Annotated in this window: 10 protein-coding genes; 2 read left to right on the forward strand and 8 right to left on the reverse strand. The window is 55.8% G+C overall.

The genetic code is table 11. The features are described from left to right. Nucleotides 1-28: 28 nt before the first annotated feature. From K239x_RS05515 to K239x_RS05540, 6 genes are all read right to left on the reverse strand, one after another. On the reverse strand, nucleotides 29-874 hold the full coding sequence (locus K239x_RS05515) for a glycosyltransferase (RefSeq protein ID WP_145416735.1): 846 nt from the start codon (nucleotides 872-874) through the stop codon (nucleotides 29-31). A 214-nt stretch (nucleotides 875-1088) separates the two neighbouring features. Continuing rightward, the gene (locus K239x_RS05520) at nucleotides 1089-2426 is read right to left on the reverse strand and encodes a glycosyltransferase family 87 protein (RefSeq protein ID WP_145416737.1); all 1338 of its coding nucleotides are present in this window, start codon (nucleotides 2424-2426) and stop codon (nucleotides 1089-1091) included. Between the two features lie 140 nt (nucleotides 2427-2566). Then, the gene (gene trpC, locus K239x_RS05525; RefSeq protein ID WP_145416739.1) at nucleotides 2567-3349 is read right to left on the reverse strand and encodes an indole-3-glycerol phosphate synthase TrpC; all 783 of its coding nucleotides are present in this window, start codon (nucleotides 3347-3349) and stop codon (nucleotides 2567-2569) included. Next, nucleotides 3349-4869 carry a bifunctional phosphoribosylaminoimidazolecarboxamide formyltransferase/IMP cyclohydrolase gene (gene purH, locus K239x_RS05530; protein WP_145422194.1) on the reverse strand — a complete coding sequence of 507 codons (1521 nt, stop codon included), beginning with the start codon at nucleotides 4867-4869 and terminating at the stop codon, nucleotides 3349-3351. Before purH ends, trpC begins: the two co-directional genes overlap by 1 nt. Before the next feature lie 382 nt (nucleotides 4870-5251). Further along, the gene (gene hisF / locus K239x_RS05535; protein WP_145416741.1) at nucleotides 5252-6019 is read right to left on the reverse strand and encodes an imidazole glycerol phosphate synthase subunit HisF; all 768 of its coding nucleotides are present in this window, start codon (nucleotides 6017-6019) and stop codon (nucleotides 5252-5254) included. 212 nt (nucleotides 6020-6231) lie between these two features. Beyond that, a complete protein-coding gene (locus tag K239x_RS05540; protein ID WP_145416743.1) occupies nucleotides 6232-7119 on the reverse strand; it encodes a fructosamine kinase family protein in 888 nt (295 codons plus the stop codon). A gap of 228 nt (nucleotides 7120-7347) precedes the next feature. Between K239x_RS05540 and K239x_RS05545 the strand changes: the two genes are divergently transcribed. Next, on the forward strand, nucleotides 7348-9267 hold the full coding sequence (locus K239x_RS05545) for a redoxin family protein (protein ID WP_145416745.1): 1920 nt from the start codon (nucleotides 7348-7350) through the stop codon (nucleotides 9265-9267). Between the two features lie 157 nt (nucleotides 9268-9424). Here the strand turns inward: K239x_RS05545 and K239x_RS05550 are convergent, their stop codons facing one another. Both K239x_RS05550 and K239x_RS05555 read right to left on the reverse strand, forming a co-directional pair. Next, nucleotides 9425-10609, reverse strand: a complete 1185-nt coding sequence (locus K239x_RS05550; protein ID WP_145416748.1) for a phospholipase D-like domain-containing protein — start codon at nucleotides 10607-10609, stop codon at nucleotides 9425-9427. Between the two features lie 509 nt (nucleotides 10610-11118). Continuing rightward, entirely contained in the window at nucleotides 11119-12513 is a 1395-nt protein-coding gene (locus tag K239x_RS05555) for a hypothetical protein (RefSeq protein WP_419189708.1), read from the reverse strand. 363 nt (nucleotides 12514-12876) lie between these two features. Here K239x_RS05555 and K239x_RS05560 point away from each other — a divergent pair, with 363 nt between their 5' ends. Beyond that, nucleotides 12877-15681: a hypothetical protein gene (locus tag K239x_RS05560; protein WP_419189709.1), complete on the forward strand. Its 2805-nt coding sequence runs from the start codon at nucleotides 12877-12879 to the stop codon at nucleotides 15679-15681. Nucleotides 15682-15760 lie beyond the last annotated feature (79 nt).

Raw genomic sequence — 15760 nt, forward strand, 5'->3', positions numbered from 1 at the left:
CTTGCTCTTCGGATTGGTGCTCACAGGACTACTTCTTAATCCCGAAGCGATTACGGGCGAGCAATTTAAGTGTCAACCAAATGGTCTTGAAGACTTGCATCTTGCTTTCGCCGCCTTTGCGATCGTAACGCAAACGCAGGGGAGCTTCGCCGAACAGGACGCCTTGCTTTCGCAGTTTCAGCAGGATGTCTGCCATGCAAGAGAATCCTTTTTCGCCGACCAAGTCGTCGCCGTGGTCAGCGAAACCTTGGCGGATCACCGAAGCGCGGTAGGCGCGATAGCCGGACGTGTAATCACGCACACCGCGTGTGGGGAACATGACGGTGAACAGTGCTCTTGCACCTAAGCTAAGGAGCACGCGTTCAAAGGGAACGCCAACCGCACAGCCGCCGCTTTCAAAGCGAGATGCGATGACGACGTCGCAGCCTTCGTGGATCATTTGCACCATGCGGTTGATCAATCCCGGCGGGTGCGTGTTGTCGGCATCCATCGTCACGATGATGTCGCGTTCGCCAGCACGGTCGACGGCTTCGCGAAGACCATCGCGAATCGTCACGCCCAAGCCAGCGTTTTGTTCGTGCTGAAGCAAGTGGATCGGCATTTGAAACGACATTTGTGACGCGATCTTTGCCGTGTCGTCGCTGCTGCCGTCGTCGACGATCACCACTTCGTAGGGCAAGTTGCTGTCGGCAAATGCTTCGCCAATTCGTTCGAGCAGTTCAGGAAGCGATTCTTGTTCGTTGTAGGCCGGCAACGCCATGATGACTTTGGCGGGGCGAAAACGCACGGAGTCCTTGGACGCTTTGAGCTGTTCGCTCGGCTCCAGAGACGCTTTTGCGGGTTGAAAAAATTCGTTTTCTGACGGCTGTGGCATGCTTCGTCTCAGTGGGCAATCTAGGTGGGCAACAACAGGCCATGCCGGTCACAGTGGATATCACACCTGACAAGGTGGTGTCGTGACGGGCAAGTGCATACATATTACTACCTGTAACGCCTTGAACAACTGCTACTTTGGCAATGGATATGCCGGTCTGCCTGATTCCGAGTGGGTAACCCCAAAGAACCGGATAACCGTTAGGATCCCACCTTTACGTCGAGACCGCCGGGATGGTTCGATCGGTGTTTTCGCTATCCTGGCCCAATTGCTTCCAGGCCATCCAGCACGCAAGTAGCATCAGGACGGCGACGCTGACACCAGATACGCTCGTCAAAACTCGCAGCACAACCGGGGCCGGATCAGCGCGACCGAGCAAAATTCGAGTCGAATAAAAACTGTACAGCGGAAGCACGATCAGTCCAGCAATCGTCAGTAGTTTCCATCTCTTGTGGCCTTCAGCACGCCGCCAGATTGCGGGTGATCCGATCAAAATTCCCACCAGCGGAGCGATCAACACCATCGCGTCATAGGATTGGTGATAGATGCTGGCCAGGAACGCACTGAGAATCAGAAGCCCAGTCAGCCCCGCTGCCCCGTCGTCGACGCCCGCCTTGTTTCGGCGGAAAAGCACAACCATCGGCAATGCCAAAACAAAAAACATGATGCCGACCAGTTTCGCTTGGCTTGGGTCAGCCTGCATCCATTTGGCGACGATGGCGGGCAAGTCGATTCGCGTCCATGTGTTCACAGGCATTTCGTCGGCAACCAGCATGTGCACATCCTGTGTCGCGCGGATGTCTTCGGCAATTTCCCAGACCCCGGTGATCAGGTTTCCTTCGCTGGCATGGGCGGCCAACCAAGCAAACGGAATCCCGGCTGCAACGAGACTCAGGACAGCCCCAATGGCCAGTGCTTTGTAGTTGCCGCGTGCCAGCATCAAGAAGCCCAGTGGCAAAATGTACGTTGGTTTCGCTGATACGATCACCAGAGCCAATGCCGCCAACCAAGGTCGCCGCGGTGCCCAGTGGATCGCCAGCAAAGTGGCCAGCACGATTTCCATCGTAAAATAGCCGACATACAAAGTCGATTGCCCGCCACGTGACAGCAGCAGCAGTCCGGTGATCATCAGTATCAGATCCCAGCGTCGATACCGGCCCACCATCGAGGCGACAAAAAAGCCGATCGCAAGCGCGGTCAGCACGATCAGGACGAAGTAGGCGACTTCTGCAATTCGCAGCGGCAGTATCGCAAGAGGTGCATGCATCGCGAAAAAGCCGGGCGAAAAGAACGGGACTTGTCGGTCGACCGGATAGGTCGTCGCGTAGACTTCGCCGTAAGGCGAGATGCCTTCGATCAACGCCGCGGTTGGAAAATACAGCCCGTTGTGAAAGTCACAGAAGCCTGCGTTATCGTGCGAAAACGGCCCTGGTACTTGGTATTTGGTGATCGCGCGGTAACCACCCAACGCGACACTAAACGCGATCAGCAGCAATCCGATAATCGTCAATCGATGGTCGTAGACGCCAAATCGCTCGCCTTCGGGACTCATCGCGGGCTGTCTCTGGGGAATAAATTCATTTGGTCTGCCCGCGATCAGATGTCGCCAACAATAACTTTGATCACAATTGGCCGTGTTCCCAAAGTCAAACCCGACTTCCAAAACTTGGCGAAGAATCTCGATTTGGAATGCTATTTCCCGGTCAGCAGTCGACGAGTCGCTGAAACAATATCATCCTGCAGCATCAATGATTCGCCCACCAGGACTGCTTTGACGCCCCCGCTCCGCAAAAGGACCAGGTCATCATGGCTGCGAATCCCACTTTCGCCGACGATCAGGCGGTCTGTGGGAACCGATGGGCACAGATCCAGGGTGTGCTGCAGCGTGGTATGAAACGTCCGCAGATCCCGATTGTTGATGCCGACCAAAGAGGTGCCGGTGGCCAAGACAGCTTCCAGATTATGGGCGTCGAACAATTCGATCAGCGTCTGCAGGCCCAATTCGGCGGCCTGGTCGTGAAGCTCTCGCAGTTGGCTGGGCGTCAGGCATTCGGCGATCAGCAAAACGCAATCTGCCCCAGCCTGTCGAGCTTGCAGCAGTTGGTATCGATCGACAATGAAGTCTTTACGCAGAAGCGGCAACTCCACCGCCGCGCGAATCGCTTTCAAAAATTCCAGTGACCCTTGAAAAAACGGTTCGTCCGTCAGCACGCTGATGCACGATGCTCCGCCTTGTTCGTAGGATCGTGCGATGGTGACGGGATCAAAATCTTGGCGTATCAATCCTGCCGAAGGGCTGGCACGTTTGACTTCGGCGATCAAATTGACGAAGTCGCCTGTCGCCAGCGCCTCATGAAAGTCGCGGCAAGGTGGCAGGTCTTTGATCGCCGCTTCTAATTCTGACGCAGGCACCTTGGACCGATCCGTTTGGATCGTTTCGCGTGTCTTGACAAGGATGTCGTCCAGAATTGTCATTAGTGCTTGAAGTGCCGGCGACCGGTCAGGACCATGGGAATGCCGTGCTCGTCACACGCATCGATTACTTCTTGATCGCGACGGGAGCCGCCCGGTTGAACCACGGCAACGACACCGGCTTCGGCAGCCGCTTCGATCGAATCGGGAAACGGAAAGAAAGCGTCTGATGCCAGGATCGATCCCGTTGATCGGTCGCCCGCTTTGTCGATCGAAATTTCGACGCTATCGACCCGGCTCATCTGTCCCGCACCAACGCCGATCAGAGAAGTGTCTTTGGCCAGCACGATTGCGTTGCTTTTGACGTGCCGAACCATTTCCCAGCCAAAGGAAATGTCGTCCCACATTTCGCTCGAGACTTTTGTTTTGGTGGGAGTCGACCACTGAAGCGGCGAACTGGTCATTCGGTCGGCGTCCTGAGCCAGCATTCCGCCGCTGATAAACCGCAGCTGCGTCGCGGGGGCCGGCAGATCAAGGCGTCCGACCTGCATCAGTCGAACGTTTTCTCGCCAGCGAGGCCGTGTCGTCAGCATGCCCACTGCACCGGCGGAAAAGTCTGGCGCGACAATCGCTTCGATAAACAGTCCGGGCTCGCACAGCATTTCGGCTGTTTCTTCATCGACCGTTCGGTTAAACCCGAGGACTGATCCAAACGCGCTGAGCGGATCACCGGCAAGTGCTTTGCGACACGCCTGGGCGAGCGAATCATCGGTCGCTGCACCACAAGGATTGTTGTGTTTCATCACCGACACGGCGGGCCGTGCAAAGCCGCGGACGATTTCCAGTGCGGCATCCAAGTCCAACAGATTGTTGTAGGACAATTCTTTGCCACTGAGCTGCCGGGCGGCAACCACGCTGGCGCTGCGAACGGTTGGATCCGAATAGACCGCGGCGCGTTGATGAGGATTTTCGCCGTATCGCAGCTGGGCTTTGCGACGCAGCGACAAATGCATGCTGGATGGAAATTCACCGGCGATTGATTCGCCACGCATGAAGTCAGCGATCGCACGGTCGTAGCTGGCGGTGTGCTCAAACGCTTCGGCAGCTAGCTTTTCGCGAAACTCAAGCGTTGTTCCGCCGAGATCGTCCAGCTGTTCTAGCAGTTGCCCGTATTGTTGAGGGCTGGTCGATACTGCAACGTCGACGTGATTCTTTGCGGCAGCGCGAACTAGGCTTGGCCCACCGATATCAATCTGTTCGACACATTCTTCGCGCGTCGCGCCGGGGCGTGCCGCCGTGGCTGCGAACGGATAAAGATTGACAATGACCAAGTCCATCGGAACGATATCGTGTTCGTCGATGGCATCCATGTGATCGTCGCGGTCGCGAATTGCCAGGATCCCGCCGAAGATTTTTGGATGCAGCGTCTTCACGCGGCCATCGAGCATTTCGGGAAAGCCGGTGTAGTCGGCGACGTCCAGAACTTCGATTCCAGACTGTTCCAGGTGTCGACGGGTTCCGCCGGTGCTGTAGATCGTCACGCCCGCGCGCTGCAGTCCAGCGGCCAGATCAGCCAGTCCCATTTTGTCGCTGACGCTGATCAGTGCATTTTGGACGGGAACGACTTCCGCTTCGGTGGCATCGGACACGGTTCAAGACTTCAAAGAGGAGGGTGGAAAAACGGCACTTTCGACGTGGTTTTCTAATCGCCCAGCCCGCCTTTGGTCAACTAGCCCAGCGATCAAACGCCATGTTGCCCAGCGATTAAACGCCGTTCGTGGCGGTCAAATCGTGCGTGATGGTACTGAGATTGTCCGCCATTGGCTCGGACAGTCGCGATCCCCGGCGTTGCTACGTCGCCGAAAAGCCGGATGGGCATGCCGGCCCGTTGTGACTTATTAGCTGCCAAAACGCCTTTGCTGCGAGGCTCTCTGGCGGGACTTTTTGAGGGTATTCAAACGCCTGCTACAGCCGGACGGCGATGCCAGCGTCTCGCATGATCTGTTTTGTTTCGGCGATCGTGAATTCGCCAAAGTGAAAAATGCTTGCCGCTAACGCCGCGTCCGCTTTGCCTTTGACAATCGCATCGGCAAGGTGGCTCGGGTGCCCGGCACCACCACTGGCAACGACCGGGATCGAAACGGCTTCGCTGACCGCTGCGGTGATCGGAAGGTCAAAACCGTCTCGCGTTCCGTCCGCGTCCATGCTGGTCAACACGATTTCGCCCGCGCCGAGCTTTTCGACTTCCAGTGCCCACTCGACTGCTTGCAGGCCCGTCGGCTTTCGTCCACCGTTGATATGGACTTCCCAAAACTCTTCGCCGTCCTTCTGCACTCGCTTGGGGTCAATGTTGACCACGATGCATTGGCTGCCAAATCGATCCGCTGCGCGACGTACAAAATCCGGGTCTTTGCAGGCGGCCGAATTGATCGACACCTTGTCACAGCCAGCGGACAAAAGAGCCCGCACATCGTCGACGGTTCGCACTCCGCCGCCGACAGTCAACGGCATGAATACCTGTTCGGCTGTTCGTCGCACCACATCGATGATGGTGTCGCGTTGTTCGTGGCTGGCCGTGATGTCGAGGAAAACCAATTCGTCGGCGCCTTCGGCTTCGTATCGCCGCGCGACTTCGACGGGATCACCTGCGTCCCGAAGATTAACGAAATTTGTGCCCTTCACGACACGGCCTTCATGGACGTCCAAACAGGGGATGACGCGTGCAGCAAGCATGATGATGGTACGTGAGAGAAAACGGAAATTCCGCTTCCATCGTAATCATCTCGCTGCAAAAGCGCAAGCCGAGGTGGTACTGGCGAAGTGGTGCGAGGTCCCGGCCAGCAGCTGTTTCGCGCCTTTGTCGGTTTCGCCCACCTGCCGCTTTAGCCCAACCGCAGCTTTAGCCCTGCTGCCGGTTTAGCTGCAGTGCATTTACTGCCGAGCGTTTAGCTACGCAGAACCTCTGCCGCGACGGACCGGCACTGTGGTAGATATCCTTGTCCAAACAAATTTAGATGATTGAGCAAGTGATACAGGACGTACACGGCCACTCGGCGTTCCCAATCGTCCGGCATCGGCCAGGCGGCTTGATAAGATTCGTAAAACGAAGCGGGGCACGAACCAAACAGCTGCAGCATCCCAAATTCGGCTTCGCGACAACCTCGGTACACGGCCGGGTCAATCAGCACGGGTTCGCCGCTCCTATCGCAAAGGTAGTTTCCGCTCCATAGGTCACCATGCAATAGCGATGTGTAGTCGTCGCGGCCGTGGAGTAGCTCCGGCATCCTGCGGACAATTTGACCGACGTTTTGGCGAAATGCTGCGTCGACTAATCCTTGGTCGACGGCCCAACGCAGTTGATGCTCGATTCGCTGCGAAGCAAAAAACTCAGCCCAGCCCGACCGAGACGCATTGATCTGCTTGCTACTACCCAAGTAGTTGTCTCGGTGCCAGCCAATTTCGTCACCGCGGCTGTCCCGATGAAGCCGGGCTAGTTGGCTGCCAAATTTTGCAAAAAAGTCGCCCGATTGTGGCCCCTTTTTGACCCAATCCGTGACCAGCCAGGACTTGCCGACCGCGAGCCCCTGGGCGGCCAACTTGGGGACACGGACTGCCTCGACGTTTGCTAGCTGGGCCAATCCTTCGGCTTCGCACTGAAAATTCTCCTCGAATAACGGTTTGTTGCTTTTCAAAAACAACATGCGTTCGCCGCTCTCATCTCGGACCGCTACCCCGTAAGCCTCGCTAATGCACCCGCCGGCGACATCGCAAACGTCGATCACGAGCACCGATTCGGGCAGCAGGACATCGAGGGCGGATTGAATTTCAAGCATGGAAGATAGCGTAACGTCTGGCCAATCGTGATAAACTGTTTCAGCGAATCAATCCTGTCGCCCCAAGGACGGTCATCGGTGCTCGGTCGCCGAGCACGCAGAATGTTTTGCCGCAGAGCCCTCAGCTCAGCACAGCGTTGGCGACAGCGGCGGGGCATCATCCTTGACCATAGCATTCCGGCGCGGATTTTTCCCGCGTCACTCACCTTGTCTCTTGTAGTGAATCACATGCGATACCCTCTGTTTATCCTGTTGTCACTTTGCATTGTGCTTCCGTCTTCCGCCCAGACGCTGGATAGTTTGAACCTTGTCGATCATCGCGGAAAGCAGTGGACGCTGGACGAATTTTCCGATGATTCGATTTTGGTGGTGGCGTTCTTGGGGACCGAGTGCCCTCTGGCGAAACTGTACGCTGTCCGGCTGGGGGAAATCGCGAAAGACTACCAAGCCAATGGGGTTCGCGTCGTCGCTGTGATGAGCAACCGGCAAGATTCGCTCGAAGAAATCGGCGCGTTCGTTGCCAGACAGAAAATCGACTTTCCGGTCTTGAAAGACGCGGGCAATGCTTTTGCCGATTCCGTCAGCGCTAAGCGCACGCCCGAAATTTTTGTTTACGACGCCAAACGCAAACTTCGCTACCAAGGCCGCGTCGATGACCAGTACGGGATCGGCTATGTGCGCGACGAGCCACGACGCAAGGATCTCCGCATCACGCTGAATGAACTGACGTTCGGGCAAGATGTCAGCGTGCCGTCGACTCAAGCCGTCGGCTGCCTCATCGGACGCACCAAAACAACGGACCCCCAGAGTACGGTCACCTATGGCGCTGAGGTTGCCAAGATTCTGAACAACCGATGCGTTTCATGCCATCGCGAAGGTGAGATCGCTCCGTTCGCATTGACTGACTACGAAGAAGTCGCTGGATGGTCAGACATGATTGCCGAAGTCGTTCGTGACGGCCGCATGCCACCGTGGCACGCCACCGATGACCATGCCACGTTTGCCAATGATCGTGGCATGTCACAGGAAGAAAAAGAAACACTTTACGCATGGGCCGATGCTGGCGCGCCCTCGGGCGACCTGACCGATTTGCCGTTGCCTCCGGAGAAGGTCGCCAACTGGCGCCTGCCCCGCCAACCCGATCGGATCATTCCGGTCAGTCCCACACCCTTCGATGTGCCAGCTGCCGGCGCGGTTCGCTATCAGTACTTCAAGTTTGATCCAGGTTTTACCGAAGACGTTTGGTTAGAAGCCGCCGAACTGAAACCAGGTAACCGCGAAGTCGTGCACCATATTTTGGCGTTTGCTGTTCCCAAAGGAAACTACGACCGCCTCGACGGCGCTCGCGGCTTTCTGGTCGGTTACGTTCCCGGCCAAAGTCCCGACATTTGGCCCAGCGGGCACGCGAAGTTGATCCCAGCGGGGAGCGAATTGGTCTTTCAAGTTCACTATACACCGGTCGGGACGGAGCAGCAGGACCAAAGTCAGCTTGGGCTTTGCTTTGCCGATGCTGAATCGATCACTCACGAAGTCGTCACGACCAGCGCCCTCCAGACTCGGCTAAAAATTCCGCCGGGTGAATCGGATTACACCACCACCGCCAACAGCCCCCCGTTTCCAGACAAGGCGACCTTGCTAAGCATGAGTCCCCACATGCACGTTCGCGGCAAATCGTTTCAGTACGAATTGGTGACAGGCGGCAAGCAGACAACGATTTTGGAAATTCCTGCCTACGATTTTAATTGGCAAACCAGTTACGTGCTCCAGCAGCCGATGGCGGTTCCCGCTGGCAGCCGATTTTTGTGCACCGCGGTGTTCGACAACAGCGAAGACAATTTGAACAATCCCGATCCCACCGATACCGTTCGCTGGGGAGACCAAACTTGGGACGAAATGATGATCGGCTATTTCAACTACGCCGTTCCCAGATCATCCGCGTCAGCAGGAAAGTCCGGGATGACCGTGCGTCAGCGAGCCCTTCGGATGGCCGAGATCGCTGCAAGACTGAAAACCTTTGACAAACTAGACACCGACAATGATGGCAAGTTGCAGAAGTCGGACACGCCCAAAAAGATCCACCCGATCTTCGACGAACTGGACAAAGACAGCGACGGCACACTGACCCGAGACGAAGTGCAGCAGCCGTAATCTCGCGTAGCATAGTTTCCGGGGAGTGAATCTTGTTAAAGATCCGACGCGCAAGGGATCTTTGAAGTACAACCATTTCCTCGAGAAATCTCATGCGAATCCGCCCCGAATTGGGCCGGCGTCAGCAGCAGAGCTAGCCAACGTAAGCAGCGTTGCTTCAAAACCAGCCCTTGATTGGGCGAAAGAGTTTGGTCGAAACTCGCTGCATCAGAGGCCACTTGTTGAGCTCTTCGGCTGTCACAAGTTCATTGTCTGGATCAGAATCAAGCCCCTGAAAGATAGCTCGGATCACAGCCAGAATCGACGGATCCTTTGTTGTGAGCATCGCTTCTGCCCATCGACTGTCGGCCGCATCTTCAAAGTTGTAACTCCCAAACGCGGTCCATTTGTCGTCGATCAGAATGATTTTGGAGTGTTCGCCGTGTTGATTCTCGTAGATGTTGGCACCCTGTCGCACCAGAGATTCATAGCCGGTCGCGGCAGCCAACCATGGCAGTGGCGTATTGAGGGACGAAGCATTGGAGTGAAAAATGTCTACCGTCACACCACGCGAAGTGGCCTCTTTGAGCGCTTCGACGATCACGCGGGCTGGTTTGTAGTAAAAACTGGTAAGCCGGATGGTGTGTTGAGCGTTGCGGATCTTGTCGGCCAACATCGCGGTAAGCGGATTCGTCTGGCAGCGATGGAACGCACCCCAACGACACGGGTCCTCGGTCGGGTTATACGACCAATAGTCCATCGGGATGTTCTGCGAGGGCAGGGATGGCTTGCTTGGCAAAGGAGTGCTTGCCGGAACCGATGATCCAAGCAACTCGTTGAAGTTTCGCGACAACACGTCCACGATGGGGCCACGCAGCGCGACGGAGAATTCATTCCATTCTTTGAACGAGCTTCGCGAGAGGTTGCTGCTTCCGAAGATCGCTTCCCCTCGATCAGAAAGCTGAATCTTGATGTGATGTCCGCACCCCACATACCGATCGATCACATGCTTGGGTGAGTACATCACCACCTGGCCACCCGCTCTCCTGAGTTCGTTCAGCTTATCGCGCAGCCGTGCTCGATCGGTCCTGGTCATGAGGTAGCCGCCAAGTCGCTGGCCGAAGCGATCTATCAGGAGGATGGTCGCGACGCCGCGTTGCTGCGCTTTGAGCAATTCGGCCAAAGCCTCGCGTCCAACTTCATCCCATTCCACATACAGCGTCGACAGGTGTAAGAAAGAACGCGCCGTCGCGATCATCTCTATCCGCCGATCCCATTCAGCGTCACGATCCCACAACGCGGTGAACTCCGTCGCCGACGAAGCTTCGATGATCGAACCCACGGACACAGCAGGTCTGATCAAAGAGGGGCTCCGTTTGTGACTTAGCTAGCGTTCTGGAGCATGCGGGTTCTGAGTAGAACCAAGTGGCCGATGCCCAAGAGATCACTTACCCTAGCACTTTACTGGCTACCTGTCCCTGGAGTCTTCGCTTCGCTCCGTGTTTACCCTCATGGTCGTCCGGGATATAGCAAAAATGGCAGCGAAGTAACTGAGCAAGAGTAATCCCGCTAGCCAAACTTCCCCGTAGTGGATCTTGTTAAAGATCCGACACGCAAAGGATCTTCCACCCCGAAACTAGAAGCGAGACCTCAACCAAACCCACCCCCAATGCGGCGAATGCCGGTGGAGAAGATCGCTGAGTCGATCAGTGCGGTGACGAATCACATCACGTTTCTGCTTCGCCAGTGCGTTGATCGTTCCTTCATTGGGAACTTAGCAAATCGAGGCGGTACCGAGTGGCATTCCCATCGACTCGAGCAAAGACATTGCTTGAAAGAGAGGAGCAATGCGGCTAAGGACAGCTATTTTTTTTACTTGTCGCAAGGCTCCATTTTCGACTTCATCGCTTCGTCGATGAGTTCTTGATAGCGAGGGCTGCTTCGCCTCGCATCGAATCGCTGCAGTTTTGAGTCCCAAGCGATGGGAGTCGATTTTGCCACTTCGATTAGACGACGCCAGAGATCCTCGGGAATTTCCGGTCCTGCGTAGTGCGGTTGCTCAGGGTTGATGGGTAGGCCAACCATCGCCAAGGCTTGCCGACGGATATAGTTGATTTGAACCGAGCCAGAAAATGGCTCTTCAGTCTTGTCCGTGATGGCCTTGATGATTGGGCTATTGAGTAGTCTTTCAGCGGCGTTCAACGGATCAACTGTCGGTTCAAATGGCTGATTGCGAAGTCGACCGTGTTCCTTGATCCAATTGGAGAAACGATCAATCGGCGGCATCACTCCCGCAAATCCACCTCTTTGCCGACCGGCAACGAATGGGATGCCACTTGAGAACATGACGGATCCATTCGGCCACTGCTTTTTGAGAGCTTCGCCATCGTCACCGCCCGCAAAATCAAAGAAGCAAATGTAACTCGGCGGAGGCGGGCTTCCATCCTTGGACTCAAAGACCAAGTGCGTGATCATTCCGACCACGCGTTCGTCGTCGAAGTCCCCAGTTCGCCATTGACGATCGCCGATTCGGACATTGATGAACGCGTCGATTGCATCCAGTGCCGAGTCCTTCCCTGCTTTCTGCAACGACATCGCGGTACGAAGCAACTGTGTTCCATCGAGGTCATCATCGGGCCAACTGCGTAACCGATTCAGTTCGTCAGTGGCCGGAGCCAACTTCGGTGCCGGGGGCAGTTTCAACATCTTGACGCTGGACGAAATCCCAGGCCGATCATTCCGGCGGAAAACCCAGCGTTCCCGGCCTCTTCTGCCAGCGCTCGCTGACGCGATGGCAACTTGGACCGTACCATGATTATCGAGAGCCAAGCTCGTCTTTGAAAGATCGGCCGATCCAACGAAGTTTCCTTCCTTGTCGCTAAAACCGTCGACCATCATGGTCTCGCTGTAGATCGCCTTCTTTGACCAATCGAGACGCTTGTCGCTTTGTCTAGCTAGGTAGATCGAAAATGGCTGGTTGCAGAGTGGTCTTGCCGTATCGGTTTCTTCGACATGCAACAACTTGCCCGAGAGGATCAATTCGTTTCCGAGCGCATCGGTCTTGATCGGAGACCAGCGAACCTCTAGCTCCTGTCGCTCGAGGTTCCCGTGAAAGGGAATCGGCGTTGCCGTTGGATCGTCAATCGATTGACCGCGTGTTTCCAGTCCCGTTTTGCCATCGATGGAAAACGAAGAACCGCCTGAGTGGGCCGCCGAACCGGCCAGGCACACAGTCAGGTAGAAGAAGATCCCCGTCAATTTTTGCATGTCCATTGCCTCCTCCATCGCCGTCGAGTGAACAATTCAGCAAACATTGAAGTTGATCATTGTATCGAAATTGATCCGCCAGGTATAAAACGATCAGCGAGTCGCGAGAACTCTGCGGTGTCCGATGCAGGTTCAGTAGATCGTCTTTGTTTCTGTCAGCCGTGGACCAATGGCGTTCAGGGCGTTCGATGGGTTGCTTTGGAAGAGTCGAATTCGATACCACATCGAAAAAGGGGTATGCTTCGTCTATCAGGATTGAACGATCGGGCCGAGCGTTCTCATTCGGAGCGGGAGCGATTTGTGCAGCCGCGACGTAGGGCCGAATCAATCCATTTCAAGCCCGCGCCAGGAGTGACCCTTTCAATGCGTTTTCCTAGTTTGACTCGTTGCTTGACGTTAGCAGTGTTTGCGTTGAGCATCGACTCGCGACACGCTTGCGGGCAGGAAGCCGAATCGCTTGGCGAAGCAAAGCCGGCCTCATGGGTGAAAACGCTCGCCGGTCGCAATGGCGAAATCGAACTGCACCGAATCTCGCTCTCTGGCATGGCGAAAAATCTGAATGATGAGCCGGTGGCCGGCGCGACCATCATCGTGGGGATTGCGGATTGGAATCGCATCAGCGGAACTGATCAGGCTGGCGAGAAGCAGGAGTTTCAGTTTGAAATCGCTCGTGTCAAAACCGACGACGCCGGCAGTTTTCTTGTCGAGGATTTAATCGTTCCCGCGTTCAAACGCGTCGGCAATAACCCCGATAGCATCCCGCTGCGCACACCGTTGCAACTGATTGGCATCGCTGGAAATCACGGACTCACTTGGTGCCGCGAGTTTCAGTTTCGACCAGGCAAGCGTCCGGGCAAGACGTTTGAAGATGAAGAGGGCAAGGTGTTTTTCAGCGGCGAAGCGATCGCGGTCAAGTTGGTCTTCGGGCCTGCAATTGCATTGCACGGACAAATCACCGACCAAAACGGCAACCCGATCGCAGGCGTGACGGTTCGCGCCGGATTGGTCAACCGTAGCAATGATGGGCCCGACGATCTGCCGCGCTCGACCAGTTTTAGCTTCGGCAAGGACGGCCCATTGGCCAATCTGGGCTACCCCACGATGCCGCTGATTCCCGAAGACTTGCGGATGACGCAGACCGACGCGAAGGGCGAGTACCGTTTTGGTTCCATTCCCGATGGCATCGGGATGTCGATGAGTTTTTCACATCCCAGTTTTCTGTCGCATGTTTCCAAGCAAGTTGCGACCACGCCAGGGCCTGGCCGCAGAGTTCTGATCGGTCCGGATGGTCAATTGGATGTGTCAGTCAACTTGGGCAACACGCTTGCAGTTGGAGCAACCGATCCGGTCACAGGTAAATTGGTGCCGGGAACGAAGTTTGAACTGATGGGGGCTCGTACGATACAGCACAACTCCGTCGGCACGGCAGATGATTCGGGGTTGGCCAATATCCGCATCTTCCAGGGTAATTACCAGCTGCGCATCGTTCCGCCCGCGGGCGACCAATACTGGGTCACAACAAACGTGCTGCTGGTCGATGACGAACAGAAGGCGGGCGATAAGCTGACTTGGGATCTGTTGCCGGCGAAAAAAGTGCAGCTCAAGGCAATGCGTGGCGACGTACCCGCGGCGGGAGTTGCGTTTGAGTACACGAGCGACCAAGTCACTTGGGATCCGGTACCGACGCAGGGGAGCTACACGGAATACGCCAAGACGGAAGCGGACGGGATCATTGCCGCTGTCCTGCCGCTCGATGCGGTCGCGATTCGAATTGCCGACGATGACGGTTCGATTCAGCAAATTAGCGATTCAACGGAACTGGTATTTGCGTCGTCAACACAGCGCGATGAGACGGTGGCCAAGGGGCCCACGCCAGATCCACGTTATACCGAACGGACGCTGCGGGGAATTTATCGATACCGAGCAAACAATAGCTTGGAAAAGGACATTACGCAGGCCGAGTTTCGAGATGCGATCAACAAACTTGTTCATCTCGACGCGAACGAAGCTGAACGAGCACTTCGTGAGTTTTTCGGTGAAATCCCAACGAGCGAGATCACTCTGACGCAGGACGTAGGTCGTCGTCGCGTGGATCGGACTTTCTTGTATGAAACGGGGAAGGTTATCGATCGGCATCTAGACGATGGCGTGAACGAAATTCGTTGTGGTGCATTTAATCGTCAGTGCAATGTCTACATGTCCGGGAAATCGCGAATCCATTTGCCAAGTGTATTTAGTATTCTCTCGCGACCGATTCCGCCCGGTACCGAGGAGATGACGCGCGAGAATGATCGCTTGGTCTATTCAAAAGAGATTCAGGGCGGCAGCTTTCGCATCGAACAAGACGCGACCAGCGGGTTGGTTCATCTGCGTGAATACTTGCACGCCAATGGCGGCGAGAGTCGCTGGCAGTTGGCACCGTTTCAAGTGGGAGCTTTGTCGATTCCAAGGGTCATTGTGAGCGGTGACTATCGCGATGGGAAATTGAGTCGAGCAAAAGTTTTCTTTATCGATGACGTGCAATTGCTAGATAGCATTCCGCCGGAGACTTTCGGCATGAGTGTGCCCGCTGGCACGAGCGTTTTTGACGAACGAGCGATTGAACGCGACCAAGTTTCGCGACGTGGGCGACACACCAGCATCACAACCGATTGTTTGGATTTGATCGCACGCATTGGCGAAGTGAAGACGCCTCGCGACGCCGCCGAGCCAGTGATGCGTTACGGTGATCCGGCACCCCAGCTGCAAATACAGTCTTGGATTCGCGGCGGACGCACGATCGATGCGCCGGACCTGAAGGGCAAGCGGCTGCTATTGGTCTTCATGCCAGCCGACGAAAACGATTTTCGCAGCGCTCTGCCAGCGCTGCGCCGAATGAATGAGGCATTTGCGGGGAAGGACGACACACACGTCATCGCGATCTTCAGTCCCCCGCTTCGTGCGTCCAGCGTGGCGAAGCTAGCCGTGTTGCGTGATTTGGACTGCGTCGTCGCATTGGATCAACCATCAGGCGATCGTCTTCACGGGGGAGCCACTCGATCGTCGTACCCCGGCTATTCCAAACAGATCACAGTCGTGGTCGATGCGAATGGCAAGGTCCAAAACGTTGCCAACTACAACGACAATATCGACGGCGTCACTCACAGAATCCAGCAGTCGGCCAAGTAGACGACGCTTTACGTGCGTTTTCGCCTCCTTCATCTCTGCGGAGGATTGCTTCTTCTCGCTTCGTGTCGCAAGCCAATCG

The sequence above is a fragment of the Stieleria marina genome, from assembly GCA_007741555.1.
In the GTDB taxonomy this organism is placed as follows: domain Bacteria; phylum Planctomycetota; class Planctomycetia; order Pirellulales; family Pirellulaceae; genus K23-9.

What these genes read in the sequence shown, in the direction of transcription:
- K239x_RS05515 (WP_145416735.1), bottom strand. Translation starts at nt 874, where the DNA reads ATGCCACAGCCGTCAGAAAACGAATTTTTTCAACCCGCAAAAGCGTCT.
- K239x_RS05520 (WP_145416737.1), bottom strand. Translation starts at nt 2,426, where the DNA reads ATGAGTCCCGAAGGCGAGCGATTTGGCGTCTACGACCATCGATTGACG.
- trpC (WP_145416739.1), bottom strand. Translation starts at nt 3,349, where the DNA reads ATGACAATTCTGGACGACATCCTTGTCAAGACACGCGAAACGATCCAA.
- purH (WP_145422194.1), bottom strand. Translation starts at nt 4,869, where the DNA reads ATGGGACTGGCTGATCTGGCCGCTGGACTGCAGCGCGCGGGCGTGACG.
- hisF (WP_145416741.1), bottom strand. Translation starts at nt 6,019, where the DNA reads ATGCTTGCTGCACGCGTCATCCCCTGTTTGGACGTCCATGAAGGCCGT.
- K239x_RS05540 (WP_145416743.1), bottom strand. Translation starts at nt 7,119, where the DNA reads ATGCTTGAAATTCAATCCGCCCTCGATGTCCTGCTGCCCGAATCGGTG.
- K239x_RS05545 (WP_145416745.1), top strand. Translation starts at nt 7,348, where the DNA reads ATGCGATACCCTCTGTTTATCCTGTTGTCACTTTGCATTGTGCTTCCG.
- K239x_RS05555 (WP_419189708.1), bottom strand. Translation starts at nt 12,513, where the DNA reads ATGCAAAAATTGACGGGGATCTTCTTCTACCTGACTGTGTGCCTGGCC.
- K239x_RS05560 (WP_419189709.1), top strand. Translation starts at nt 12,877, where the DNA reads ATGCGTTTTCCTAGTTTGACTCGTTGCTTGACGTTAGCAGTGTTTGCG.